Raw genomic sequence first — 26,229 nt, forward strand, 5'->3', positions numbered from 1 at the left:
TAAGGCGCGCCTTACCGGGCGACTCAATCTCCTACGCAGATTCAGGCTGCGCCAGCGCTACTGGCACTGCACCATCACCAACGACAAATTGTCATCCGCACCTTTGGACAATGCCAGTTTTAACAAGGCTTGCGGGCGTTGGCCGGTGGGCAAATTACTGGCCAGGGCTTTGTCCCAATCCGTTTTCTTCAGAGCGTTAGACAAGCCATCGGTGCAGAATGCAAACAAATCACCGGACTGGACCTTGTGCACCGCAACAGAAAAATCAAACGGTTGCTTGGCACCCAAAGCCCGCGTGAGTACGTGATGGGACACATCGGTACCGGCGTTTTCTTCCACATACGTATGATCGCGCGTCAACCGGGCCAATTCGCCTGCGCGCCAGCGGTAACAGCGGGAATCACCGGCGTGCAGCAGCACCAGCTGCCGCTCAAATAACAGACCGGCAACCAGGGTGGTGCCCATTTTCGCCAACGCGGGTTCGGCATCCTGCTCTGCGAGCAACCGGTGGTGCGCTGCGCGGGCGGCAGACAACATCTGGGCGATGGCGTCGTTCACGTCGACCATGCCCAGGATTTTGTCTTGCAGGTGGTACAGCATCACCTCGAGCGCCAGTGAGGAAGCCACTTCGCCACCGGCATAGCCACCCATGCCATCGGCCACCAATACCAGCGCCCGGTCTGAACGCGGGCTGAGGTACCAATCGATAGCGTCTTCGTTGTGGTCGCGCTTGCCGCGCTCCGTGTGTCCGGCGACCGTAAATTTCACTGCTGCTCCATTGCCTTTATCAATTTCCGATGAATGCCCCCAAAGCCGCCGTTACTCATGATCACCAGGTGATCACCCGCTTGCAGCTGGGTCGCCAATTCGTCCACCAGCGTATCCAGCTGGCTCCGGACTTTTTCGCGCCCGGGATCCCGCACCAGGCTCTCCAATGCCCAGTCTACCCCTTCGGGCTGAAACCAGTACACCTGATCGGCCTGACCCACTGCGTCGGGCAAGGCCTCGCCGTGCACGCCCATGCGCATGGTATTGGATCTGGGTTCGATCAGCGCAATCAAACGCGATTGACCTACCTTGTTTCTCATACCTTGCAGTGTAGTGGCGATTGCCGTGGGATGGTGGGCAAAATCATCGTAGATGCTCACGCCCCGGATTTCAGCCAGTTTTTCCAGCCGGCGCTTGACGCCGGCAAAAGTTGCCAACGCCTGCACCGCCACCACCGGCGTCACACCCACATGGTGTGCTGCCGCAATCGCCGCCAGGGCATTACTCACATTGTGCAGCCCGGTCTGCCCCCAGCGCACCACACCGCAGGACTCACCGCGCATGCACACCTCAAACTCGCCGCCATCGGGTGTTAACAGGTTGGCGGTAAAGCCTTCTGCACTGCCCAAGGGCATTTGTTCGCTCCAGCAGCCCTGTGCTAACACGCGGGAGATGGCAGGGTCGCCGGCCGGATAGATCAGCCGCCCCTGGGACGGCACCGTGCGCACCAGGTGATGAAACTGACGCTCGATCGCGGCCAGGTCCGGGAAGATGTCGGCATGATCAAATTCCAGGTTGTTAAGCACGCAGGTGCGCGCGCGGTAGTGAACAAACTTGGAGCGTTTATCGAAAAACGCGCTGTCGTATTCATCGGCTTCCACCACAAAAAACGGCGAATCCCCCAAGCGGGCCGAGACGCCGAAATTCTGTGGCACGCCGCCAATCAGGTAGCCCGGCGCCATGCCGGCAACGTCCAGAATCCACGCAAGCATGGACGAGGTGGTGGTTTTTCCGTGCGTGCCTGCAACCGCCAGAACCCAGCGCTCATCCAGCAGCTGTTCGCGCAGGAATTGCGGACCTGAGACATAGGGAATGGTGCTGTTGAGCAGGGCTTCCACCACCGGGTTGCCACGGCTCATGGCGTTACCGACCACCACCAGATCCGGCGCCGGATTGAGCTGGGCGGGGTCGAAGCCCTGCACGATTTCAATGCCGGCCGCCGCCAGCTGGTCACTCATGGGCGGATAGACATTGGCGTCGCAGCCGGTCACTTGCATACCACGGGCACGAGCCAACTGCGCCAGGGACCCCATAAAGGTGCCACAGATCCCCAAAATATGAATGTGCATCAAAAACCCGACTCCTTACTGACAGCGGCCAAGCCTACCATACGGGGCAGATTTTCACTGCAAAGGCGACGCTCATCCGTTACACTGCGCGCCCATAAAGGCTGGCACAGACCATCCGCGGCCAAAGCGCCACTATACTTAGTTTAGAGACGAGACAGAGAACACAACCATGACAAGGAAAAACGCGTTTTACGCGCAATCCGGTGGGGTAACTGCGGTGATCAATGCCAGCGCCTGCGGCGTGATTGAGACTGCCCGGGCCCACAGCGACAAGATCGGCACAGTGTACGCCGGCAATAACGGCATCATCGGTGCGCTGCGCGAAGAGCTGATCGATACCAGCGCCGAGTCAGCCGACACCATTGCCGCCCTGCGCCATACGCCTTCAGGCGCCTTCGGCTCCTGTCGCTACAAACTGAAAAGCCTGGAACAAAACCGGGCCGAGTACGAGCGCCTCATTGATGTGTTCAAAGCGCACGACATCGGTTATTTTTTTTACAACGGCGGTGGTGACTCGGCCGACACCTGCCTGAAAATCAGCCAGCTGTCTGAAACCATGGGTTATCCCATTCAGGCGATCCATATTCCCAAAACCGTGGATAACGACCTGCCGTTTACCGACAACTGCCCGGGATTCGGCTCTGTGGCGAAATACGTGGCTGTGTCCATCCGCGAAGCGGGCCTGGACGTTGCTTCCATGTGCGAATCCTCCACCAAGGTGTTCATCATGGAGGTCATGGGCCGCCACGCGGGCTGGATTGCGGCTGCCGGCGGACTCGCTGCCGAAGTGGACGGCGATGCGCCTCAGATTATCCTGTTCCCGGAAATCGCCTTCGATAAGGCCAAATTCCTCGCGCGCGTGGACGAATGCGTTAAGCGCTACGGTTACTGCGCCATCGTCGCCTCTGAAGGTGCCCAGTATGCAGACGGCAGCTTCCTGGCCGACTCCGGTAACGTCGACGCCTTTGGCCACAAACAACTGGGTGGCGTAGCGCCAACACTGGCCAGCATGGTCAAGCAGGAACTGGGCTACAAATACCACTGGGCACTGGCCGATTATCTGCAACGCGCCGCGCGTCACATTGCCTCCGGCACCGACGTTGAACAAGCCTATGCAGTGGGCAAAGCCGCCGTGGAAAAAGCCATCGAAGGCAAAAGTGGCATCATGCCCACCATCGAGCGCGCAGCCTCTGCTGAATACCGCTGGTCCATTGGCGAAGCACCGCTGGATCAGGTAGCGAATGTGGAGCGCAAGATGCCGCGCGACTACATCAGTGAAGACGGCTTCCACATCACCGACAAAGCCCGTGACTATCTGCTGCCGTTAATCCAGGGCGAAGACTACCCGCCCTACCGCGACGGCATGCCGGTATATGCCAAGCTGAAAAAAGTCATGACGCCCAAAAAACTGGCCGACTGGCAGTAATCTGCTGTACCCGGGCCAGCTAATCCTGGCCCTTTTCACCCCTCACGTCCTCACCCCAAACCTCCCGTAAACGCTGGTCGCGCCCACAGGCATAGCGGTAATACTTGTACCTGACCGGATTGCGCTGATAGTAATTCTGATGATATTGCTCGGCTGGGTAAAACGTGTCGGCCGTTTCGATGGTAACGGCCACCGATTGCCCAAGCTGCTGCTCCACCGCCATCAGACTGGCCTGCGCAAGCGCAGCCTGTTGCGCTGAGCGGGGAAAAATAGCCGGCCGGTATTGGCTGCCCTTGTCGCAAAACTGCCCTCTGCCATCAAACGGGTCTACATTGCGCCAAAACACCGTCAGCAATTGTTCAAAGCTGACCTCAGCCGGGTCATACACCACTTCAACCACCTCGGCGTGCCCGGTGCCTCCCGCCGACACCTGCTCATAGGTAGGATTTCGGGTTTTACCCCCCATATAGCCGGACTGGGTGGATTTGACCCCGCGCAGCTCGTCAAAGGGTTTTTCCATGCACCAGAAACACCCGCCGGCAAACACCGCCGTTTCCGTTTCTGCCGCCGAGGCCAAACCGGCCAACGCCAGCGCCCACCAAAACAAGACCCATACTTTCATCATTCACCTCCGGGGCTTAGAGACTGACCCAGCCGGATTGTTACGCGTCAACGGGTCTCAGCGCCCACTCATTGCCAACAGTCTGGCTGGCGAGGCTAAGTTGCCAGCGCGTGGACCAAATCAAATGCCCGCAAACAAGGCGTTTTTCGACAGCCTGCTAGACTGATTGCACACCAGCCAAAAACACCCGGACCATGTACGAGCGCAGTTCGTCTCCCGCAAGCCTGATAGTGACTCTACTCGCCCTGGTACTGGCGGGATTGCTGGCGGCCTGGCAAATACAGAGCAGCTATAACAAACAATTGGAAAGCTCGCTCAATCTGATTCTCAACGCCACCCAACAGGCGCTGCAACGTTGGCGTCAGACGGAGCTTCAGCGGGTGCAATTTCTGGCGCGCGACCCTGCGCTGACGCAACTCGTCACTCGCCTGTTGCAAGCCCGGGACGATGAGCAAAAAGCGCAAATCCGGGTACTCATTAACCAATTGTTGGCCGGCTTCAATGCCGATGCCTCATTGCGAGGCTACCTGATTATCGATCGCTCTCATCGCGTCCTGGCCGCTAACCAACCGAGCATGATCGGGCAAAGCCCAGCCATTGCCCAGCAAATTCAGCGGATGGACAACCTTTGGTCTGGCCAGCCGCGACTGTCCCGCATCATGCAGCGAGCGCCAGACGAAGCGCCAACACCAATAGGCGGCAGCCACACCACGATGTTTTCGCTGGCGACTATCAGCGCGCCGTCCGGCCAGGGCGTGGCGATCTTTGCCATCGAACTCAATCTGGACACCCGTTTCTACCCGATCCTGTCACAAGCCCGCTTGGGCTATTCGGGCGAGACGTATGTGTTCGATCAGGCCGGCGTCATGCTCAGCGAAAGCCGGTTCCGCGAGCAACTGCGCGAAATGGGCTTGATTGGCGACAACCAGTCCGCGGCCCTGAATATTCAGTTACACGACCCGGGCCAGGACCTCAGGCAGAAGCAAGCCAGCCTGTCGGGGGAAAAATTGCCGCTGACACAGATGGCCCAATCCGCCATCAAGGGCATCAGCGGTTTCAGTGCCACACCCTACCGGGATTATCGTGGGATACCGGTCATCGGCGCCTGGACCTGGGATCAACAGCTGAACCTGGGTATTGCCTCCGAATTGGATGCGGCCGAAGCATTCTCGGGGCTGAAGGTCAGCCTGTACTGGTTGGCAGGGCTCACCGCCATGGCGCTGATGCTGATAGTCCTGCTGTTCAGTTTGGTTCGACGCCACCAGATTAATCTGGCCCGTGCACACCGGGAAAGCTCGGCCATTCTGAACAACGCACCGGCGTTTATTCTGGTGCGCGATCTCGATAATTGTCTGATGTTTGCCAATCGCGAAGCGTTGGAGTTTTTCGGCGTACGCAACCAACACCTGTACACCGCCACTGCCATCGACCGCAATGTATCCAAGCCTCATTTGTCCGAATTACTGCCCGCCCGCTTCCAGCAATTCATTGAGGACAAAGATGATCAGATCCTGAAGGAGAAGATCGGTTTCACCTATACCGCCAACATCAGTTTCGACAATACCCAGCACAATCTGCTGCTGACCAAATTTCCTCTGCGGGAAGCGGATGGAAAAGTATACGGTATTGGCCTTTCCGGTGTTGACGTGACTGAGCGAATGAACACCGAAGCCAAACTCAAGGAAAAGGAGCTATTCCAGGCCAACCTGATGGCCAGCCTTCCAGGTGCCGTGTATCGCTGCAGTCTCGATTACAATGGTTGGCACCTGGTCTATATCAGCCCCGGTTGTCTGACACTGTTGGGACACAACAATCAGGAACTCACCGATCAGGATGGCAGATTGTTCAATGAACTCATTCACCCGGAGGATCGGGAGATGGTTCAGGAAAAAATCCGTTTTGCATTCCAACACAATCAGCCTTACGAGTTCGAATACCGGCTGAACAACAATGACGTGGTCATCTGGCTGTGGGCCAGAGGTCGTATCATTGAGCAGGATGGCTCGCTCTTTACCGAGGGCTTTTTATCTGACATCACCGAGCGCAAGCTGGTTGAACGGGAACTGGCAGCACACCGCCGTCAGCTGACATCTGTTGTGGCCGAACGCACCCGGGAGCTGGACCGGGAACGTGAACGCCTGGCCGACATTATTCGCAGCGCAGCCGACGGAATCATCAGCTTTGACGATCACCTGCATATCAATCTGTTCAGTCCATCTGCGGTCAGAATTCTGGGACTGGAACACACCAATCTGACAGGCCTTCCGGTATTAAAATTTTTTACGGATAAAAGCCAGATTATATTGAAGGAGAATATCGCCAAACTAAATCAAAAAATGAAAATCAAGTCGGCACAGGAGCTTTGGATTGCCCGTAAGAATGGCGAGGTTTACCGGGTGGAAGCCAGCCTGAGCCGCAACGCCACCCATGGTACCGAAAACTACACACTTATTCTGCGTGACATCAGTCTGCGTCTCGAGCAGCAACAGGCGTTAAAAGCCGCTATTAAGAATGCGGAAGAAGCGAGCCTGGCCAAATCCCAATTTCTGGCCAATATCAGCCATGAAATCCGTACCCCGCTCAATGCCATTATCGGCATGAGCCAACTGACCCTGAATACAGAGCAATTGCGTTATCTGAAAACCATCGAGTATTCGTCACATACGCTGCTGGGCGTGATTAACGATGTACTGGATTTTTCAAAAATCGAAGCCGGAAAACTGCAGATCGAATCCATTCCATTCAATCTTGAAGCTTCATTGGAGGCCATCAGCCAGATGACCGCCTTGCGGGCGCAGGAAAAAGGGGTGGATTTCCTGCTCGATATCGACATCGGCGTCCCCAGCCAATTAGTGGGGGATCCGCTGCGACTCAGCCAGATACTGACTAACCTGTGCTCCAATGCCACCAAATTTACCGAACAAGGTCATATCACCCTCGGCACAAAACTGTTATCTGAAACAGAACAAACCGTCACACTGGAATTTTTTGTGGAAGATACCGGCATCGGTCTGAGCGCTGAACAACAGGCGCAACTGTTTAAGGCCTTTGCACAAGCAGATCCTTCTGTCACCCGCCGCTACGGCGGCACAGGACTTGGACTCAGCATCTGCCGCGAGCTGGTCAGGTTGATGGGCAGCGAAATCCGGGTGACAAGCGAAGTGGGCCTGGGTTCGCGCTTCAGCTTTTCACTCACACTGCAAAGGGACTGCCAGTCCACACAAAAGGCACTCAGAAGCACGCACTCCGAACTGTCGATTTTGTTGGTGGAGGACAACGCCGCAACGGCAGATTTACTGATGCTCGCATTGAAAAAGATGGGTCACCGTGTCACCCACTGTGACGGCGGCGAACAGGCGCTGGCACACCTGAGTAATCATGCAGACTATGATGTCCTGCTGGTCGACTGGCAATTACCCGGTATTCCGGGGGACGCACTGATCAGCCAGGTTAAATCCCGTTCAGACGAGAATACGCCGGTGGTGGTCATGATTACCGCCTTTGAAGAAACAGAGGCCGCACCCGTTGCCTGTCAGGCAGGGGCCGATGCACTGTTGATCAAACCCATTTCTGCGTCGACCCTGTTCGATACGCTGGACAACCTCACGTCGCCTATCAAACCCAAGCCCTACTCCGGCTTCACCCCCATCAGCCCTTTCAGAATTCCGCCCACCCTTCGCGGCGCCAGTTTACTGCTCGTGGAAGACAACGAAATCAATCAGGAAATCGCGCGAGAAATATTTGAAAGTGCGGGTTTCAACGTCAACGTCGCAAGCAATGGCCAGGATGCGGTCGATTGGTTCAGTCAGGGCCATGCGGACCTTATTCTTATGGACGTGCAAATGCCGGTTCTGGACGGAGAGTCGGCAACCCGCACGATTCGTGCGACGGAAAAAGGGCAATCGGTACCGATCATAGCCATGACCGCCAATGCAATGAAGGAGGACGAGCAACGCTGTCTGGCCGCAGGCATGAACGATTACCTGACCAAACCCATCAATATCGATAAAGCCCTTGCCACTGTCTGCCAATGGCTGGAACGCACGGGCGTGCAGGCTGCACCGGCAAGCAACAGCCGCAAGGCAGCAGCCAAACCGGGAGATGGCCTGCCGAAAATGCCGGGCCTCGATACGCAGCGAGGGCTGATCAACTGTTCTGGCAATGCGTCGCTTTACATTCGCCTGCTGCAGGAATTTGCCGAAGACTACGCTGATGTACCACGCCAGATCATGCAATTGCTCGATGAGGAAAACTGGTCGGAAGCGCATCAGAAAACCCACTCCCTCAAGGGGGTGTCCGGCAATCTCGGTGCCAATCTCCTGTACCTCGCCACCAAAGAGCTGGACAACAATATCCGGCAGCAAAATCCTGATCGCAATAAACTGGCCGGACAGGCTTTCTCGCTGAACCGGACTTTTCAACAACTGACCACAAGCATTCAACGGCTGAGTAGTCCAAACGGATAAGCCGTTATTCAGAGGTTCCCAAGCGTGTGCAGACCATAAAAAAAAGCGCCCGCAGGCGCTTTTAAGGTTTTCACTGGTAAGCCATTACAACAGCGGGGCAATCACCAGACTTACAATGGCCATGACGTTAATCAGAATGTTCATGGCAGGACCCGACGTATCCTTGAACGGGTCACCCACGGTATCGCCCACCACGGCGGCTTTATGCACCGGGCTGCCCTTGCCACCGAGATTGCCCTTTTCCACGTACTTTTTGGCGTTATCCCACGCGCCACCGGCATTGGCCATAGTGAGCGCCAGCAACACACAGGAAATCAGTGCACCACCCAGCATACCACCCAGCACCTCTGGTCCCAGGCCAAAGCCTACTACCACCGGTGACGCCACCGCCAGCACGCCCGGCAGAATCATCCGGCGCAGGGCCGCCTGGGTGGCAATATCCACACAGCGTTCGCTGTCGGGCTTGGCAGTGCCCTCCATCAAACCGGGAATCTCCTTAAACTGGCGCCGGATTTCCTTGATCATGTCGAACGCCGCATCGCCCACTGCCCGCATGGTGATCGCCGACACCAGGAAAGGGAAAATCCCCCCCAGGAACATACCCATGAGCACCTGCGGATCATCGATGCGCAATGCAAATCCATCTACATGGCGCTCTACGGTCTGAATAAAGGCGGCGATGATGGCCAACGCAGCCAGACCTGCAGCACCAATGGCAAAGCCCTTACCGATGGCGGCAGTGGTGTTGCCCACCTCGTCCAGGCCATCGGTAATAGCGCGGGTTTCAGGCCCCAGTTCCGCCATCTCCGCAATGCCACCCGCGTTATCTGCCACCGGCCCGTAGGCGTCGATGGCCATGGTGATACCCACGGTTGCCAGCATACCGACGGCGGCAATACCCACGCCATAGACACCGGCGCCTTCGGGCAGAATACCGGCCGAGGTATAAATAATGCCGGCAATTACCAGCACCGGTATCACCACCGATTCCATACCTGTGGCCAGACCACTGATCATCACCGTAGCCGGGCCGGTTTCTCCGCCTTCGGCAATCAACCGCACCGGCTTACCGCCTGTGTAGTACTCCGTAACCAGGCCGATGAAAATGCCGCCCACGGCGCCGCACACCACACACCACCACACTGCCATGCTGATACCCTGCCAGTTCAGCAGGGCCCAGGCCGCGACAATGAAAATCAGGGTGGCGCCGATAGTGCCGGTGCGTAACGCCCGCGCGGGAGCGGCGGCAGAGGACATGCGCACCACAATGATCCCGGCAATGGAACACAGTAAGCCCACACTGGCCAACGCCAGTGGCGCGAACATCAGGGCCTCCCGCGACCCCGCCAGCTCACTGACCTGGGTCAGTGCCAGGGTGGCGGCTATGGCAATGGTCGCGATCATCGAACCACAATAGGATTCAAAAATGTCGGACCCCATGCCGGCCACGTCACCCACGTTATCGCCCACGTTGTCGGCAATGACGCCGGGGTTGCGGGGATCGTCTTCGGGGATACCCGCTTCCACCTTGCCCACCAGATCCGCGCCCACATCGGCACTTTTAGTGAAGATGCCGCCACCCACGCGCGAGAACAGGGCGACCGTAGATGCGCCCATACCAAACCCGTGGATCGCCTCTGCGTGTTGCGGATCGTTACCAAACAGCAGGTATAAGGTACCCAGGCCCAGCAACCCCATGGACGCGACTGCCAGCCCCATGACAGAGCCACCGTAAAACGCCACACTCAGGGCATCGGCAGCGCCGGTATTATTGGCTGCCACCGTAGTACGTACGTTTGCGCGGGTGGCGGTATACATGCCAATGTAGCCGGCAATGGCCGAACAGAAGGCCCCCACCACAAACGCCAAAGGTGTGCGCCAGCCACCGAACCCCCAGGCCAGCAACACGGTAACCACTAACAGAAACACCCCCAGAATGGTGTATTCACGGCGCATGAACACCATGGCACCGCTGTGAATCAGGCCGGCAATTTCTGCCACTTTGCCCTCACCGGCTGGGAAAGAAATGATGATGCGGTAAATAATGAAAGCAGCCACAAGCCCGATCAGGCCCAAAGCTGGCGGTAACAACAGTAGATCCATGGTAAACCCTCGTCATTGTTATTGTCGGGGCCACACCTGAGTACTTCGCACCACACCCATCAATCAGCAAACGCTGTACTTCCTCTATGTAGGTGGCCGATTGATGGGGTACACCGGATTGCTCTCAGTAACTCGGCCACTAAGCCCATAGTAGGCCAGGGTTGGGGTCGCCGGCAAATCATCCTGCTTTTGACCGATTTAGACCATTGTCTGGCTCTGACAGTACCGGAACCCTGTGGTAGAATCCCCGCCCCGAATTTGTAACCCTCCACGGACACACACTATGAGCCTGCATCTGGTACCTTCCGGCAAGAGCCTGCCTGACGATATCAACGTCATCATTGAAATCCCGCTCAATGGCGACCCGATCAAATACGAAGTGGACAAAGACTCCGGTGCGATCTTTGTGGATCGCATGCTGGGCACTGCCATGCACTACCCCTGCAACTACGGCTACGTGCCCCACACCCTGTGTGGCGATGGCGACCCGGCCGACGTGCTGGTGATTATGCCGCTGGCACTGATTCCCGGTTCGGTGGTGCGCTGTCGTCCCATTGGCGTGCTGAAGATGACCGACGAAAGTGGTGAAGACGCCAAAATCGTTGCTGTACCGCACGACAAAATCACGCCGCTGTACGCCAACGTTGAGTCAGTGCGCGACCTGCCCGAAATCACTCTGAACCAGATTGCTCACTTCTTTGAACACTACAAAGATCTGGAAAAAGGTAAGTGGGTGAAAATTGAAGGCTGGGAAGGCCCTGACGCCGCCAAAAAAGAACTCGAAGAAGCCAAGGCCCGCTACGACGCGGAGCCGGAAAAACCCCGCTTCTGAGTTATCAGCCCACAAAAAAAGCCCCTTCAGGGGCTTTTTTTGTGGGCAATCATAGGGCACACCTTTGCCGGTGATTTTGATTAATCCGCCAGCGATAGGCCGCTGGTATCCGGTGCCGGGGGCGCCGGTGGGCGCTTGATCTCTCCCAGATCACTGCCGGCAGGGGCCAGATCCACTTCCAGATCGGCAACCGCGGGCGGCGCCTCTTGCGCTCGGTAGGCCGCTTCAATGATGTCGGCACCAACTTCCGCCAGATCAAATTCAACGTCCGGTACCGCCAACGGTTGCGAGCGCTCGATCTCCGATTCATCAAGTAACCGCTCGCCCACCGGTCTCAGGTCTGCATTCAGTGGCGCCACGGCAATCGCTTCGGGTCGGGCCGATGCACGCTCAGCGTCAGACAAGAGATTACCTTCCATCGGCGCGAGACTTAATCCGGCTTGTGCTTGCGTTTGTGCTGGCACTGGCTGGGGCTGTTGTTCGGCGGGTGCCGGGCGGGGTTTAGGGGTGGGTTTGGGACGCGCCACCGGTGCATTCAGGGTGCCGGCGGGCCTGACTTCCACCAGCGCGCCGGCCTGCAGCAGCACTTTTTTGATTTTTCGGCGGCCTCTGCATCCACATTCTTTTTCAGAGGAACAGGCGTGCCGGCAAACAGAGGCTCAATTTGCTCAGGTGTGCGCTTGAACAATGCAGCCATACGCTGTTTGACCTGCGGCAATTGGTGTCCAGGGGCAATATCACCCCGGAAAACGATATCAAACACCCCGAATTCCTCTCGCATAAAACTCCTTACAGTGTTGCCGATTGTAAGCCCCTGCACAAGCCATGTAAGCCTTGGCTGACAGCTATTGCCACTTTCACCCACTGGAGGCTGTCCAGCGCTCCGATACACTGTGAAACATAAACACAATCAGGGTGCAGACAGGAATCTGGCACCCCCGATTCCGGCACAGAAGGCAACATCCAACGTGCCGGAGGGCTAAATCAGGGACTACACCATGAGCCAGCCGCTCTTTTCCAGCGAGCAGTCGTTGGACAATCAACTCAGCCAGACCTCCATCAGCGACGAAATCCGCCGACTGGAGCAACGCATCCACCGGATGCAACTGACACCGGATCAGGATACCGCGTCCATCGTGGCCTTGAGCCGTCAATTGCGTGAACGCCTTATGGTACTCAACTGGAGCCGTGGTCACCGGAATGACCAGGAAGTGTGAACTGCATCGCAGCTCGCTTGCAGTGCCCCCACCAACGTTTATAATCTTGCGCTTCTGAGGCTCTGGCCTCTCCCGAATCTGATGAAGAGGCGCTTGTGTCACGCTGGCAGTTGCTTGTAATTCTTCCCCTCACGCTTTCCGGTTGTCAGCTGTTTCAAGCGCCGCAGCCACCACTGGCCGCAGAGCCGGCGCTGGAATGCCCGGCACCGCCCGAGCCTCAAGCCTGCCCCGAGCCCGTAGAAATCATCCGCGAATGTCCAGCACCTGAACCCTTGGTGGTTGCCGAAGTGAAACCCGCGCCGGCGCCGAAGGTGGCACCTGCGCCAATACCCACCCGCATGGGCGACAAGCAACTATTGATCATCGGTGCGGCCGAACAGGTATTGCTCGACCCGCCCGGCATTGTGGTCAACGCCCGGATTGATACCGGCGCTGAAACGTCTTCCCTGCACGCCAACAACATTATCGGCTTCGAACGCGAAGGCGAACGCTGGGTGAGATTCGATCTGATTCTCGAAGGCGATGCGGAACCCATTACCATTGAGCGCCCCCTCTCACGCAAAGTCCGGATCAAGCGCCAGGATGCCGAATCCGATCGTCGGCGCGTGGTCGAGATGCGCGTGCGTATCGGCGACATTGACGAAGAAATCGAGTTTACGCTGTCCGATCGCTCTGATTTTGTTTACCCCATGTTAATCGGCCGTAATTTTCTTACCGATAATGCCGTGGTCGACGTCGCCCGCAAATTCAGCATCCGCTGACCCCGCCCTATTTCAGGAGCACTATGAAAGCTCGAATTCAGCTCTATGTTGTGGCCGCCCTGCTCGCGTTGCTGGGCCTGGCCGCAGTGTCTTACAAATACTGGGTGCTCGGCTTCCCTCTGTTACCCGGGGAATCCCGCAACGTCTGGACGCTGCAATCCAAAATCAGTTTTGAGCCCACGGGCGAACCCATGGAGATTACCCTGGCGCTGCCCCAGGCCGGCTCCAATGGCGTAATCGTGGACGAAAATTTTTCCTCTTCGGGGTTCGGGTTCGTTATCAACGAAGAGCAAGGCCAACGCTTTGCGCGCTGGACCCGACGCGATTCGCCCTCGCGCGCGACGGTTAACCTGAATTACAAATTACAGGTGGTGGTCAACCAGAACCGGGTCGAACAGCCGCCCGCCCCAACCGAAGAACTCGCGAAACCAAGAACATTCCCCAGCGAACGAGATTCCCTGCGTCTGGTATTCGAGCAACTCTCCGCTCAATCGGCAACCGATGAAAGCTTCACGCAGCTCATGTTCAAGCGCCTGAACGCCCGCGAAAAATCACAGGACGTGGCGTTTTTGCTGTCGGTCAACAACGATGATTATCTGGCCGTGGCACACAAGCTGCTAGCCTACCGGGGCGTGTACGCGCAAAATATCAAAGGCCTGCAACTGCAGGACGGCCGGCGACGCGCCACCTACTCCGAACTGCTGGAGATCTATACCGGCGGACAGTGGATTCAATACAACCCGGAAACCGGTGAACGCGGCATTCCCACCGATTTCATGATCTGGCAACGGGGTGGCATTTCCCTCCTCGACGTCATTGGCGGTCGCAATTCCAGTGTGGAATTTTCCATGGTGGTCAACACCATGCCCGCCAAGACCGTCGCCATGTTGCAGGATATTTCCAGCCAGGCTGCGCTGATCGACATGAGTATCTACTCGCTGCCGGTGGAACAACAGGGCGTGTTCAAAACCTTGCTGTTGATTCCGATCGGTGCGTTGGTCGTGGTATTTCTGCGCATCATTGTGGGCATTCCAACCTCCGGCACCTTCATGCCGGTACTGATTGCGCTGGCACTGGTGGAGACCGGCTTACTCGCGGGCCTGCCCATGTTTTTGCTGGTGGTGTCCGTAGGCCTGTGGATTCGCTATTACCTCAGCCACCTGAATTTACTCCTGGTGGCGCGCGTCAGCTCGGTGATCATTGTGGTGATCGGTTTGATGGCATTCTTCAGCATTGCCAGTTACAAACTCGGCATCGATTCAGCCATGAGTGTGACGTTTTTTCCCACCATTATTCTGGCCTGGACGATCGAACGGATGTCCACCCTGTGGGAAGAAGAGGGGCCGCGCGACGTGGTTAAGCAAGGGGGTGGCAGCCTGCTGGTGGCCGTCATAGCCTATGCATTGATGACCAACACTCTGGCCAAACACCTCACGTTTAACTTCCCTGAACTGAGCCTGCTGCTGCTGGCATTGATTCTGATTATCGGCCAGTACAATGGCTACCGTCTGAGCGAGCTGTACCGGTTCCGGCATATGGTGTTCACGCAGAGCGGAAACGCCAAATGACCTGGTTTGCCAGCCCGAAAAAATTGCGCGAGGCGGGTGTTCTGGGCATGAACCGCCGCAATGTGGAATGCATTCTGCGCTACAACAAGCGCAGTCTTTATCCGCTGGTGGACAACAAGCTCAAGACCAAACAGGCAGCCATTGATGCCGGGGTTGCGGTCCCCGAACTGGTGGGCGTAATTGAACACCAATTCCAGATTGCCCAGTTGCTCACCACACTGGGCGATCGCAACCAGTTCGTGATTAAACCGGTACAAGGTTCCGGCGGCAAAGGCATTCTGGTGATCGTCAACCGCGACGGCGACAACTTCATCAAACCGTCGGGACAGCGCGTGGATGTAGCCTACGTCAAACGCCATATCTCCAATATTCTATCGGGCCTGTTCAGCCTGGGCGGACGCCCCGATTACGCCATGATCGAAGCGCTGATCAATTTTGATGAATCCATGGCCAAATACAGCTATGAAGGCGTGCCCGATGTGCGGGTGATTATTTACCGGGGTTATCCGGTCATGGCGATGATCCGCTGTGCGACGCACAGCTCCGACGGCAAAGCCAATTTACACCAGGGTGCGGTGGGCGTAGGCCTAAACCTGGCCGATGGCCGCGCCATTTGTGCCGTACAAAATGGCAGTCTGATCGACCGCCATCCCGATACGCACGAAGTGTTCACCGAACTGCAGGTGCCCCATTGGCGCGATATTCTGATGCTCGCCAGCGGTGCCCACGAAATGACAGGGCTTGGCTACCTGGGTGCCGATATCGTGCTGGATAAAATCCACGGCCCCTTGATTCTGGAGCTGAATGCACGGCCGGGGCTTTCGATTCAGGTTGCCAACCAATGCGGCCTGTTAAACCGCCTGCACGCTATTGACGACGCCATTCTTCAACAGCAACGCACCATTGAAGAACGCGTGAGTTGGTCGCAGCGCGAGTTTGCCGTAACACAACACCCGGTGCTTCAGGCGGACTCATCGCCTGTGTGATGGTTCATTTCGCGCGCGGGCGCGGGCGACGCAGGCCGCCCCACCGGCTTCGCCGGTACGCCGGCGACGGTGGTGTGCGCGGGCACCGATGCCAGCACCACACTGCCGCCCGCAATTTTCGCGCCCTCGCCCACGGTAATGTTGCCCAACAGCTTGGCCTGTGCACTGATTAATACACCGGGTCCGATCTTCGGGTGGCGATCGCCTTTGCTGTAACCGCTGCCACCCAGCGTCACCCCATGCAGCATGGACACGTCATCCCCAACCACGGCAGTCTCGCCAATAACAATGCCGGTGGCATGATCCATGAGGATGCCGGCGCCCAACCGGGCGGCCGGGTGAATATCCACATCAAAGGTCTGGGCAATCTGATTCTGGAAAAAGAGCGCCATCGCTTTGCGGCCCTGTTGCCACAGCCAATGCGCTGCCCGGTAACACTGCAACGCCTGAAACCCTTTAAAAAACAACAAAGGCATTGTGTAGTGATGACATGCCGGGTCCCGCTCGATACACGCCAACACGTCGCGCACGCACGCATCCACCAGTGCCGGCGAAGCCTCATAGGCCTCGGTAAATAACTGACGCAACAACAAAGACGGCAAGTCCGCCGAGTGGAGTTTTTCCGCCAGGGTATAACTGAGCGCGCCCGAGAGCGCCGGATGCGCTAACACGCTGGCATGATAGAAGCTCGCAAGGGCCGGCTCCGCCCGGCAAAAAACGCGTGCCTCCTCCTGCATTTTTGCCCATACGGCCGAGTTATCCATCCAGTACTCCGCGGCTTTTTAACAATGAAGGTAGCTCCGCCATGTGGGCAAAGGGTGTGACGTCACCCTGCATTTGCGCCATGACTTCACCACCGTACCAGAATACCGGCATCCCCGCCGCCACCCCGGCCTGCACCCCCGTGTGGGTATCTTCCACCACCACACATTGGTCCGGCGTGAACCCCCATCTCTCTCGCCGCGAGCAGAAACACATCGGGCGCAGGTTTCGGCTTGTCGACCTGGGTGACACTGAAACGAACAGGCTGAAATGCTGCCTCAATACCCGAGGCCGATAGGGTGACAGCCATTTTTTCATGATCGCCTGAGGAAGCGACGCAAAAGGGCCGGCCGGCCGCGCGCAATGTGGCCAATACTGCCATGACCCCGGGCACAGGCTGTACCTGCCGCAAGGCCTGTAATGTTTCCGTCTGTAATTGCTGCCAGCATGCGTGCGCTTGTTCCGCGCTCATCCAACGCTGCATGTGCTGGACACAACCGGCGGCCGAACGGCCTTTGAATTGCGCCATTACCGCCTGTTCATCAAGTGGCACACCGTGAAGCCTCAGGTGGCGGGCCAGAATGCGATTGGCCAGGGTTTCACTGTCGACCAGAACACCATCGCAGTCGAAGATAACCAGCATTAATCTGCCACCCGGGTATATCGCGCAACCAGCGCCGGTAAGTCTGACAGGATCAGCGCTTTGAGCTCGATATCCGAGGCTTCCAGCACCTGTGCCAGCCGGGCCGGATTCAAGACCCCTTCACATTGGCGGGCCCAGGGACGAAAACTCAGGTGCCAGGGCTCCGGGGCCACGCCGCCCAGATCTTCCCGGTAGGGTCGATACCAATCGCTCTGCTGGTCAAGCCAGCCCGTCAGCCACTGGTGGAAGCCAGCCATCGCGCCGTCACACTCAGCCTGGGTCAATTGCACCTGATAACCTTCGACACAAACCCCCGCATCATAGATATCCAGGTCGGTGCCCCAATGGTGGCGAGACAAGCCAGGCAGCGCCGACCAGCGCAAAATGGCCGCCAGCCGCTGCTCTTCACTGAGCCGCTCCGCCTGCAATACCTGCCCCTGGCTATCCAACAACGGACGTTGCCCCCGCGCCTTGGCATTGAATATGGCTAACTGGCGCTCAAAATCCCGGTATCCGCTCGCCACGGCCGGTTGAAAACCCGCCGACTCGGCCGCCTGCAGCAACGGTTGCAGAGCTTCAATCACGGTGGGATGCAAGCGTCCGCCACGACATGCGCTCAGTGGCGGAGGGGTAAGGCCCAGGCAAAGATCGGGACAGAGTTCGGCGAAGGGAGTCATAATTCCGGATTGCGCTTATCAAATCTGACTGTATTATAGCGATTGGACATATAAAGGCACACGAGCACTTCGCCGTGTCAGACATAACAACCTGTGGGAGTCCACCTATGGCAGCCAGCCAGAGTGACCTGTTGCAACTGAAAAATCTGGGCGCAGCATCCGTCAACATTCTGCACGCGATCGGCATCAACAGTTACGACGACCTTAAAGCGGTTGGACCGGTTAACGCCTATCGTCGAATCAAGGCCAGAGGTATTAATGTCTCCAAGGTAATGTTATATGCTCTGCAAGGCGCGCTTACCGATACTCACTGGAACGACCTGGCCCCGGACCTGAAGGCCAAACTGGTTGAGGAAGCCGAGCGCGAAAGCGAAGCCACTCCCGGCTGACGCCAGCAAAAAGGCGAAGGAATCATGCACCTACCGGATAGCCAGCCGGACCACCTCACAGACCTGTCCGGCAAATTGCGCGGACTCACAGAAATTATTTTGCAACATTGCCCGGTGGGCGATGCCATTCAGACCGATGCCTGCGCGGATCTGTTCGACGGCCGGGCGGAGAAACAATTGCTGCTGATTACGGATGGTCAGGTCAAACTGGAACGCCAGGGCAAGGCCATTCTGCATTTTGAGCGCGGCGACCTGCTGGGCCTGTCGCGCGCACTGCAACTGCCCGAGGGCAAACTGGTGGTGGAAGAAAGCGCCAGTTTTGTGCCGGTCAATCGCGATGACCTAATGACCCAGGTCAACGCCAGCCCGGAGCTGCAGAAGCACTGGGCCTACTTCCTGATCTGCCTCGCCACTTATTATCGCGAAGCCCTGACGCTGGAAAAACGTGCTCACTTCCAACCCAGCACCGGCTTTATGTCTTATGGCCCCGGTGAAACCATCATCGCGCAGGGCGAAACGGCCGATTGCGTGTATACACTGTTGGAGGGTAAAGCTTACGCCACCCGCGACGGCGTCAGAGTGGGCGACATACACACCGATGAAGTCTTTGGCGCCCTGGCGGTATTTACCCGCCAACCCCGCAATGCCAGCGTCATCGCCGAAACCGATTGTTCGGTCATGGCCGTGCGCAAGGAAGACTTTATCGACCTGGTAGAACACCAACCCCAGATTTGTATCAGCCTGATCGAAGAAATGGCCGACAAAATCAACCAACTGAACCAGCAACTGGCCGCCAGTTAATTTTTGTAAACCCCGATTGAATTTTTCCCGCCCGGACGCATCTATAGATGCGTGGGCGGCGTATGCCCGTTAACTTTTTGAGGATTGTCTGATCGTGATGCGAATTGGTTTGTTCCTGTTGACCAACCTGGCTGTGATACTGGTGGCCAGCCTGGTGTTGAATATACTGGGCGTGGGCTCCTATCTGGATGCTTCGGGCTCGGGCCTGAACCTCACCAACCTGCTGATTTTCTGTGCTGTGTTTGGCATGACCGGCAGCCTGTTCTCCCTGTTCATTTCCAAATGGATGGCCAAGCGTGCCACTGGCACCCGGATCATTGAACAGCCCCGCAATGCACAAGAGCAATGGCTGGTGCAAACCGTCAAGCGCCTAGCGGACAAGGCCGGCATCGGCATGCCCGAAGTGGGAATTTTTCCCGCCCAGGAATCCAATGCCTTTGCCACCGGCTGGAACCGCAACGAAGCTCTGGTGGCGGTCAGCCAGGGTTTGCTGGACCGCTTCAGTCAGCAGGAAGCCGAGGCCGTTCTCGCCCATGAGATCGGCCACGTGGCCAATGGCGATATGATCACCCTGTCGTTGATTCAGGGTGTGGTGAATACCTTTGTGATGTTCTTTGCCCGCATCATCGGCAGCACCGTGGACCGGGTGGTATTCAAAAACGAAGAAGGTCATGGCATCGGTTTTTATATTGTGACCTTCATCGCCGAAATGGTGCTGGGCATTCTTGCCTCGATCATCGTGATGAAATTTTCCCGCTGGCGGGAATTCCGTGCCGACGCCGCCGGCGCCACGCTGGCCAGCCGTCAGGGCATGATCGGTGCGCTCGCCCGGCTGAAGGCCGAACAGGATGCCCGCATCCAATCGAGCATGCCCGACAGCCTTTACGCCTTCGGCATCAGCAGTGGTGCCAAGCAAAGTCTGGCCGCTCTCTTTTCCAGCCACCCGCCTTTGGAAGACCGCATCCGGGCACTGCAAAGCGCGGCATAATTCCCTACACTACCGGCCTCACACGAGGCCGGTTTTTTTTGATGACCCTGCATGCTCTCTGCGCCACAAGCGCCATTGGCGAAGGCCAGTGCAAACAATTTGAAATCGATGACCACAAACTGTTCGTGGTCCACTATCACGGGCAGTTTTACGCCTACCGCAACCGCTGCCCGCATCTGGGCATCGAACTGCAGTGGCAACCCGACCAATTCCTGGACTACGACGGTGAACTGATCCAGTGCAGCACCCACAACGCCCTGTTTGTCATTGAAGACGGCGAGTGCGTGGCCGGCCCCTGCCGGGGCGCGGCGCTGGAATCCCTCCCGCTGACCGTGACCAAAGGCGAACTTATAGTCAACTTGCCACCACCGGCAACACTTCGGTGAGCTCAACCGACGCAGCGCTCATGCGCGCCCGCCAGGCCATGACTTCCACGCCTGCCGCCTGTGCCTGCGTCAACAGATCTGCGTAGGTCGGGTCAATATGCCGCGCGGCGGCCACCTGGGAAATGCCCGAATGCTGCACGCAGAAAAACAGTACCGCACGATGGCCGGCGGCGACCATGGCCATCAGTTCCTGCAGGTGTTTGGCGCCGCGACTGCTCACCGCATCGGGGAAGTAACCCTTGCCGTCACCCTCGTGCAACGTGACGTTTTTGACCTCTACATAACAGTCCGGTAAATCCTCGCCCGAAAGCAACAAATCGATGCGCGAGCCTTCCCCGTATTTGACCTCGCGTTTCAGTTCGCGGTAGCCCGCGAACGCCGGCACCTGGCCCGAACGGATCAGTTCCTCCACCAGCGCATTGGCCCTGTGGGTATTGATGCCCGCCAGATGGCCATCGGGCGTGGTAGCAATTTCCCAGGTGTGTGGATACTTGCGCGTTTTGGATTCAGACAGGGAGTACCAACAGGCACTGCCCGGCGCCAGACAGGCGCGCATGGAGCCGGTGTTGGGGCAATGGATGGTAATCGTCTCCCCTTCAGGGGTCATCACATCGGCGAGAAAGCGTTTGTAGCGTTTTATCAGGTGTCCCTGAATCAATGGTGGCGAAAACTTCATAAATAACCTTGTTTATTTTTTGTACTGCCGTGGGACTTTTAGCGCGCCGTGCGCGGCAAAATACTGGCAGCACCAGAAGGAATCTGGTAGTTTGCAGCGTTCTTTGGGGCAAGGGGCTTGAAAAGCCTTTCCGCACCCCCATTCTGCTCAACCCGGAAGTTTACAGAAGAGGCGTCACTATGCCCAAAACCGCAGCGAAAGAAGCTCATATGGAAGCCACAGGCTTCACGCCCTACAAGGAAAAGAAGGGCGAGGAGTACATGAATGAAAACCAGCGGAACCACTTCCGCAGTATCCTGCTCAACTGGAAACGCGAGCTGATGGAAGAAGTGGATCGCACCATGAGCCACATGAAGGACGAAGCGGCCAACTTCCCGGACCCGGCCGATCGCGCCAGTCAGGAAGAAGAGTTCAGCCTGGAACTGCGCACCCGCGACCGCGAGCGCAAGCTGATCAAAAAAATTGACAGCACCATTGAACTGATCGATAGCGACGACTACGGCTACTGCGACACCTGTGGCGTCGAAATCGGCATCCGTCGCCTGGAAGCCCGCCCCACCGCCACCTTGTGTGTGGACTGCAAAACCCTGGCCGAAATCAAAGAAAAGCAGATCGGCGGCTAACCCGTTCTGCCTGCACCGGCGCCCTGCGCGCCGGCTGCCCTGCACCCGATGACCTCTCACACCTACCGGGGTCGCTTTGCCCCCTCACCCACCGGCCCGCTGCATTTCGGCAGCTTATTGGCGGCACTCGCCAGTTACCTGGACGCCCGCGCACACGGTGGCACCTGGCTGGTGCGTATGGAAGATCTGGACCCACCCCGCGAACAGGCGGGTGCGGCCGAACACATACTGCACGCCCTGTCGGTTCACGGCCTGAACAGCGACGAGCCGGTACTGTATCAATCGCACCGATTGCCAGCCTACGAACAGCAACTGCACGCATTGACCGCGCGCGGTCTGGTTTACCCCTGCAACTGCAACCGCGCCCGCCTGCAGGTATTGGGCAGGGTGTATGACCGCCACTGTCTGCACAATCCGCCCACAGGGACCGACGATTGCGCCCTGCGCCTGAAGATCCCGTACCCCGATCAACCGGTGGCCTTTAACGATAGGATCCAGGGCCCGCAACAGCAGACGCCGGCACAGGATTTCGGCGACTACATCCTGAAGCGCAAAGATGGCTTGCACGCCTACCAGCTGGCCGTGGTGGTGGATGACATTTTTCAGCACATCACTCACGTGGTACGCGGCAGCGATCTGCTGGACGTCAGCGCCCGGCAACAAAGCCTGTTCAGCATACTGGGTCAGACGGCGCCCGCCTGGGCCCATATCCCGGTGATCAACAACGACCAGGGTCAGAAGCTCAGCAAGCAAAACCACGCGCCGGCACTCGACCTGAACTGCCCCACAGACAACCTCTGGCATGCGCTCCGTTTGCTCGGCCAATCGCCCGAGCCCACCTGGCAAACACTCGCGCCGGATGCATTGCTGATGGCCGCAACGCCGCGCTGGGATCTGAAGCGGGTCCCCCGCCGGATGGCAATTACCGACCCGGCCTACAGCCGATAACGGCCAACGGTTGCCAAGCCGGAGCGCGCCACTTACCATCCGTCCTTTCCCGAGCCACTGCCCAGCCCTATGCCCAACCAACGCCTGATTATCCTGCTGCTGCTGGTGGCCTACATCTTTTCGCCCACCCTGTTTGGCTGGGTCATCAACCCGGAAGGCTCCTGGTACCGCCCTTTTATCATCTGGGTTCTGATCATAGTAATCGCTTACTTCATCCAGTCTGCCAGCAAGAGACGCCGCCATGACCCTTAGCCTTGGTCAGGTATCGCTGCTGTGCGTCGGTTACCTGCTGGTGATTTTCGGCGTGGCCTGGATTACCGAGCGGGGCTGGATCCCCGACAAGATCGTTCGCCACCCCATCACCTATATTTTGTCGCTCGGCATCTTCGCCAGTGCCTGGTCCTTTTACGGCGTGGTGGACCTGGCATTCCAGTATGGCTACGGTGCACTCGCCTATTATCTGGGTACCGGTGCCCTGTTCCTGTTTGCACCGGTCGCGATCCGCCCCCTGGCCGAACTGGCCCGCCGCTACCAGATCCATTCGCTTGCCGACCTGCTGGTGTTCCGTTACCACTCCAACTGGCTGGGGGCACTGGCCACCCTGTGCATGTTACTGGCGGTGTTACCGCTGCTGACCCTGCAGATCCAGGCAGTGACCGATACCCTGCGGATCATCACCGAGGACCAGGTGCCGGATCTGGGCCTGGCCCAGACCGGCGTAACCCTGAAGCAGTTCCTGGCATTTATGTACTGCGCGCTGGTGGCCACCTTTACCATCATGTTCGGTTCCAACCGGGAGCAGCACCGGGGCATGATCACCGCCATGGCGCTGGAATCTTTGCTCAAGGTCGCCGCCATGTGCGCTGTGGGGATTTTCGCCCTGTTTTTTGTCTTTGACGGCGTTGCCGGTCTGGACCAATGGCTGCTGGAGCACCCGGAAAACCTGGCATTGCTCCACAACCCCATGAAGGACTCGGCCAGCTCGACCCTGATCCTGGTGTTTTTCGCCACCGCCGTGGCCATGCCGCACATTTTTCACATGAGTGTGGTGGAAACACCCATGGAACACTCCACCCAGACTGTAAGCTGGGCCTTCCCGTTGTTCCTCCTATTTATGGCGTTACCGGTATTCCCGATTCTGTGGGCCGGTTTTGAGCTGGGCGTGCCATTACCGGCGCAATATTTCACCTTGGGCGTGCCCATGGTGGGCGAGTCCCACTGGCTCACCCTGGTGGCGTTTGTCGGCGGTTTGTCCGCCGCCACCGGTGCCATGGTGGTTATCGCCCTGGCCATGAGTACCATGCTGCTCAACCATTGGCTGCTGCCATTGCTGCAGATGAGCTACCAGACCGACATCTACGCACGCCTCATGTGGCTGCGCCGGAGTCTGATTGCCGTGGTTTTCCTGGCCGGCTTCATGCTCTACCTCTGGTTCGACAACGATTTTTCCCTTGCCCAGCTGGCCTTGATGGCGTTTATTGCCACCCTGCAGTTCCTGCCCGCCATTTCCGCGGTGGCCTACTGGCCGCGCGGCAACCGGTTGGGCGCCAGCTGCGCACTGGGCACCGGCGCCAGCGTCTGGGCACTGGGCTTGTTGTTCCCGTCACTGTTGGATATCAGCGCCTACCAGATCATGGACTGGACCCTGCCGGTGGGTATTAATTACTGGAGCGAAATCACGCTGATCGCACTCGGCGCCAACACCCTGGTGTTTGTCAGTCTGTCTCTGTTGACCAGCCAGGGCGAAGACGAGAAATTTTCCGCCGACATCTGCGCCGACGATGAACTCAGCCAGCCCCTGCGCCTGTCGCTGGAATTGCGCTCGGCACGGGAATTCCGCACCCGTCTGGCCGATGTGCTGGGGCCGCAATCGGCACGCGATGAGGTGGCGCGCGCACTCGGGCAATTGGGCTTCACCATTGAAGAGCGCCGCCCCTATGCCCTGCGGCGCCTGCGCGATCAGATTGAGGCCAACCTGTCGGGTCTGATGGGGATCGGCATTGCTAACGACATTCTCGACCGCTGCATTCCCTACGCGGTCAGCGAGCAACGCCAGACCGCCGACATCAACCTGATGGAATCCCGTCTGGGCCAGCTGCAAACCCACCTCACGGGTATGGCGGCGGAACTCAACCGCCTGCGCCTGTACCATCGCCAGACCCTGCAATTGCTGCCCATGGCCGCCTGTTCACTCGGGCAGGACGGTGAAATCCTGATGTGGAACGACGCCATGGAGAACCTCACCGGTATTGCGGTGAATGACATTACCGGCTCGAGCCTGGAGGACCTGGATGAACCCTGGGGCAGCCTGATCCGCGGCTTTGCCCAAAGCCAGGACACCCACCTGTACAAGCAGAGCCTGCAACTGCACCAACGCACCCACTGGATCAGCCTGCACAAGGCCTTGCTGGCGAATGAAGACGACAACCCGGACAGCCTGTTCGACGGTCAGGTGATCCTGCTGGAAGATGTCACCGAGACCCAATTGCTGGAGCAGGAACTGGTACACAGCGAACGATTGGCGTCGGTGGGCCGGCTGGCGGCGGGGGTGGCCCACGAAATCGGTAACCCCATCACCGGCATCGCCTGTCTTGCACAAAACCTGCACTACGAATCCGACGATCAGGAGGTGCATGAAACTGCCAATCAGATCCTGAGCCAGACCGACCGGGTCTCGCGCATTGTGCATTCCCTCGTGAGCTTCAGCCATTCCGGTAACAGTGGCGAAGAGCATCAGGTGGAGCCGATGAATATGTTCAATTGCGCCCAGGAAGCCATCAACCTCATCTCGCTACAGAAAGACCGACAGCAGGTGGGCTTCAGCAACCACATCGACCCCGAACTGAACCTGCTGGGCGACAGCCAGCGCATGATTCAGGTATTCGTGAATTTGCTGTCAAACGCCCGCGATGCCAGCCCCGAAGGCAGCGAAGTGAGCTTGTGGAGCGATATCGACGGCGACTATGCCGTGGTAAGCGTGGAAGACGAGGGCTCCGGCATTCCGCCCGAGCTGATGGATCGCATCATGGAGCCGTTTTTCACCACCAAGGAACCCGGTCAGGGCACCGGACTCGGCCTGGCCATGGTCTATTCCATTGTCGAGGATCACAACGGCACGCTGAACGTCCACAGCCCGGCCGACGAGTCCACCGGACTCGGCACCCGATTTGATATCCGCCTGCCGTTGCCAAACGGGGCGGACACCCATTGAACCCTTGCATTAACCGCGGAGGTTGGT

Annotated in this window: 24 protein-coding genes; 15 read left to right on the forward strand and 9 right to left on the reverse strand. The window is 58.0% G+C overall.

The window, feature by feature from the left end; genetic code table 11:
- Positions 1–57: 57 nt before the first annotated feature.
- Both M5M_RS07085 and mpl read right to left on the reverse strand, forming a co-directional pair.
- Positions 58–768, reverse strand: a complete 711-nt coding sequence (locus M5M_RS07085; protein WP_015046799.1) for a PP2C family protein-serine/threonine phosphatase — start codon at positions 766–768, stop codon at positions 58–60.
- Positions 765–2,117 carry a UDP-N-acetylmuramate:L-alanyl-gamma-D-glutamyl-meso-diaminopimelate ligase gene (gene mpl / locus M5M_RS07090; RefSeq protein ID WP_015046800.1) on the reverse strand — a complete coding sequence of 451 codons (1,353 nt, stop codon included), beginning with the start codon at positions 2,115–2,117 and terminating at the stop codon, positions 765–767. Before mpl ends, M5M_RS07085 begins: the two co-directional genes overlap by 4 nt.
- Before the next feature lie 169 nt (positions 2,118–2,286).
- On the opposite strand from mpl, the gene M5M_RS07095 reads away from it, so the two are divergent.
- Positions 2,287–3,543 carry a 6-phosphofructokinase gene (locus tag M5M_RS07095; RefSeq protein WP_015046801.1) on the forward strand — a complete coding sequence of 419 codons (1,257 nt, stop codon included), beginning with the start codon at positions 2,287–2,289 and terminating at the stop codon, positions 3,541–3,543.
- Positions 3,544–3,562: 19 nt separating this feature from the next.
- Here the strand turns inward: M5M_RS07095 and msrA are convergent, their stop codons facing one another.
- A complete protein-coding gene (gene msrA / locus M5M_RS07100; RefSeq protein ID WP_144062410.1) occupies positions 3,563–4,168 on the reverse strand; it encodes a peptide-methionine (S)-S-oxide reductase MsrA in 606 nt (201 codons plus the stop codon).
- Positions 4,169–4,359: 191 nt separating this feature from the next.
- Between msrA and M5M_RS19420 the strand changes: the two genes are divergently transcribed.
- Entirely contained in the window at positions 4,360–8,631 is a 4,272-nt protein-coding gene (locus M5M_RS19420; protein WP_015046803.1) for a response regulator, read from the forward strand.
- A gap of 84 nt (positions 8,632–8,715) precedes the next feature.
- Here the strand turns inward: M5M_RS19420 and M5M_RS07110 are convergent, their stop codons facing one another.
- Complete coding sequence (locus M5M_RS07110; protein WP_015046804.1) at positions 8,716–10,734, reverse strand: sodium-translocating pyrophosphatase; 2,019 nt, start codon at positions 10,732–10,734, stop codon at positions 8,716–8,718.
- A gap of 283 nt (positions 10,735–11,017) precedes the next feature.
- Between M5M_RS07110 and ppa the strand changes: the two genes are divergently transcribed.
- Entirely contained in the window at positions 11,018–11,566 is a 549-nt protein-coding gene (gene ppa / locus M5M_RS07115) for an inorganic diphosphatase (protein WP_015046805.1), read from the forward strand.
- A gap of 80 nt (positions 11,567–11,646) precedes the next feature.
- On the opposite strand, the gene M5M_RS19425 is transcribed toward ppa, so the two are convergent.
- On the reverse strand, positions 11,647–12,153 hold the full coding sequence (locus M5M_RS19425; protein WP_015046806.1) for a hypothetical protein: 507 nt from the start codon (positions 12,151–12,153) through the stop codon (positions 11,647–11,649).
- Positions 12,154–12,564: 411 nt separating this feature from the next.
- Between M5M_RS19425 and M5M_RS07130 the strand changes: the two genes are divergently transcribed.
- The 4 genes from M5M_RS07130 to M5M_RS07145 all read left to right on the forward strand — a co-directional run bounded on the left by M5M_RS07130 (position 12,565) and on the right by M5M_RS07145 (position 16,098).
- A complete protein-coding gene (locus M5M_RS07130; protein ID WP_015046808.1) occupies positions 12,565–12,783 on the forward strand; it encodes a hypothetical protein in 219 nt (72 codons plus the stop codon).
- 95 nt (positions 12,784–12,878) lie between these two features.
- Positions 12,879–13,544, forward strand: coding sequence for an ATP-dependent zinc protease family protein (locus tag M5M_RS07135; RefSeq protein ID WP_015046809.1), 666 nt, complete (start codon positions 12,879–12,881; stop codon positions 13,542–13,544).
- A 23-nt stretch (positions 13,545–13,567) separates the two neighbouring features.
- Complete coding sequence (locus M5M_RS07140; RefSeq protein ID WP_015046810.1) at positions 13,568–15,112, forward strand: inactive transglutaminase family protein; 1,545 nt, start codon at positions 13,568–13,570, stop codon at positions 15,110–15,112.
- Positions 15,109–16,098 carry an alpha-L-glutamate ligase-like protein gene (locus tag M5M_RS07145; protein ID WP_015046811.1) on the forward strand — a complete coding sequence of 330 codons (990 nt, stop codon included), beginning with the start codon at positions 15,109–15,111 and terminating at the stop codon, positions 16,096–16,098. The genes M5M_RS07140 and M5M_RS07145 overlap by 4 nt, the downstream gene beginning before the upstream one ends.
- Here the strand turns inward: M5M_RS07145 and cysE are convergent.
- From cysE to M5M_RS07160, 3 genes are all read right to left on the reverse strand, one after another.
- Positions 16,074–16,862, reverse strand: coding sequence for a serine O-acetyltransferase (cysE, locus tag M5M_RS07150; RefSeq protein ID WP_015046812.1), 789 nt, complete (start codon positions 16,860–16,862; stop codon positions 16,074–16,076). The two genes, M5M_RS07145 and cysE, sit on opposite strands and share 25 nt — an antisense overlap.
- Before the next feature lie 86 nt (positions 16,863–16,948).
- Positions 16,949–17,503, reverse strand: a complete 555-nt coding sequence (locus M5M_RS07155) for an HAD family hydrolase (protein ID WP_015046814.1) — start codon at positions 17,501–17,503, stop codon at positions 16,949–16,951.
- On the reverse strand, positions 17,503–18,180 hold the full coding sequence (locus M5M_RS07160) for a M15 family metallopeptidase (RefSeq protein ID WP_081640125.1): 678 nt from the start codon (positions 18,178–18,180) through the stop codon (positions 17,503–17,505). Before M5M_RS07160 ends, M5M_RS07155 begins: the two co-directional genes overlap by 1 nt.
- A 107-nt stretch (positions 18,181–18,287) precedes the next feature.
- Here M5M_RS07160 and M5M_RS07165 point away from each other — a divergent pair, with 107 nt between their 5' ends.
- From M5M_RS07165 to M5M_RS07180, 4 genes are all read left to right on the forward strand, one after another.
- The gene (locus tag M5M_RS07165) at positions 18,288–18,569 is read left to right on the forward strand and encodes a TfoX/Sxy family protein (RefSeq protein WP_015046816.1); all 282 of its coding nucleotides are present in this window, start codon (positions 18,288–18,290) and stop codon (positions 18,567–18,569) included.
- Positions 18,570–18,593: 24 nt separating this feature from the next.
- Complete coding sequence (locus tag M5M_RS07170) at positions 18,594–19,370, forward strand: Crp/Fnr family transcriptional regulator (RefSeq protein ID WP_015046817.1); 777 nt, start codon at positions 18,594–18,596, stop codon at positions 19,368–19,370.
- Between the two features lie 94 nt (positions 19,371–19,464).
- Positions 19,465–20,358 carry a protease HtpX gene (gene htpX / locus M5M_RS07175; protein WP_015046818.1) on the forward strand — a complete coding sequence of 298 codons (894 nt, stop codon included), beginning with the start codon at positions 19,465–19,467 and terminating at the stop codon, positions 20,356–20,358.
- Positions 20,359–20,399: 41 nt separating this feature from the next.
- Positions 20,400–20,744: a Rieske (2Fe-2S) protein gene (locus M5M_RS07180; RefSeq protein ID WP_015046819.1), complete on the forward strand. Its 345-nt coding sequence runs from the start codon at positions 20,400–20,402 to the stop codon at positions 20,742–20,744.
- On the opposite strand, the gene sfsA is transcribed toward M5M_RS07180, so the two are convergent.
- A complete protein-coding gene (gene sfsA / locus M5M_RS07185) occupies positions 20,713–21,420 on the reverse strand; it encodes a DNA/RNA nuclease SfsA (protein ID WP_015046820.1) in 708 nt (235 codons plus the stop codon). The two genes, M5M_RS07180 and sfsA, sit on opposite strands and share 32 nt — an antisense overlap.
- Before the next feature lie 179 nt (positions 21,421–21,599).
- Here sfsA and dksA point away from each other — a divergent pair, with 179 nt between their 5' ends.
- The 4 genes from dksA (at position 21,600) to M5M_RS07205 (ending at position 26,202) form a co-directional block, all read left to right on the forward strand.
- Positions 21,600–22,043 (forward strand): RNA polymerase-binding protein DksA, encoded by a 444-nt coding sequence (dksA, locus tag M5M_RS07190; protein WP_015046821.1) that lies wholly within the window; start codon positions 21,600–21,602, stop codon positions 22,041–22,043.
- A 48-nt stretch (positions 22,044–22,091) separates the two neighbouring features.
- Positions 22,092–22,991 carry a tRNA glutamyl-Q(34) synthetase GluQRS gene (gene gluQRS / locus M5M_RS07195; protein ID WP_015046822.1) on the forward strand — a complete coding sequence of 300 codons (900 nt, stop codon included), beginning with the start codon at positions 22,092–22,094 and terminating at the stop codon, positions 22,989–22,991.
- Between the two features lie 69 nt (positions 22,992–23,060).
- Positions 23,061–23,243 carry a hypothetical protein gene (locus tag M5M_RS07200; protein WP_015046823.1) on the forward strand — a complete coding sequence of 61 codons (183 nt, stop codon included), beginning with the start codon at positions 23,061–23,063 and terminating at the stop codon, positions 23,241–23,243.
- Positions 23,233–26,202, forward strand: coding sequence for an ATP-binding protein (locus M5M_RS07205; RefSeq protein WP_015046824.1), 2,970 nt, complete (start codon positions 23,233–23,235; stop codon positions 26,200–26,202). Before M5M_RS07200 ends, M5M_RS07205 begins: the two co-directional genes overlap by 11 nt.
- Positions 26,203–26,229: the final 27 nt, after the last annotated feature.

The organism is Simiduia agarivorans SA1 = DSM 21679 (genome assembly GCF_000305785.2).
GTDB classification, from domain to species: domain Bacteria; phylum Pseudomonadota; class Gammaproteobacteria; order Pseudomonadales; family Cellvibrionaceae; genus Simiduia; species Simiduia agarivorans.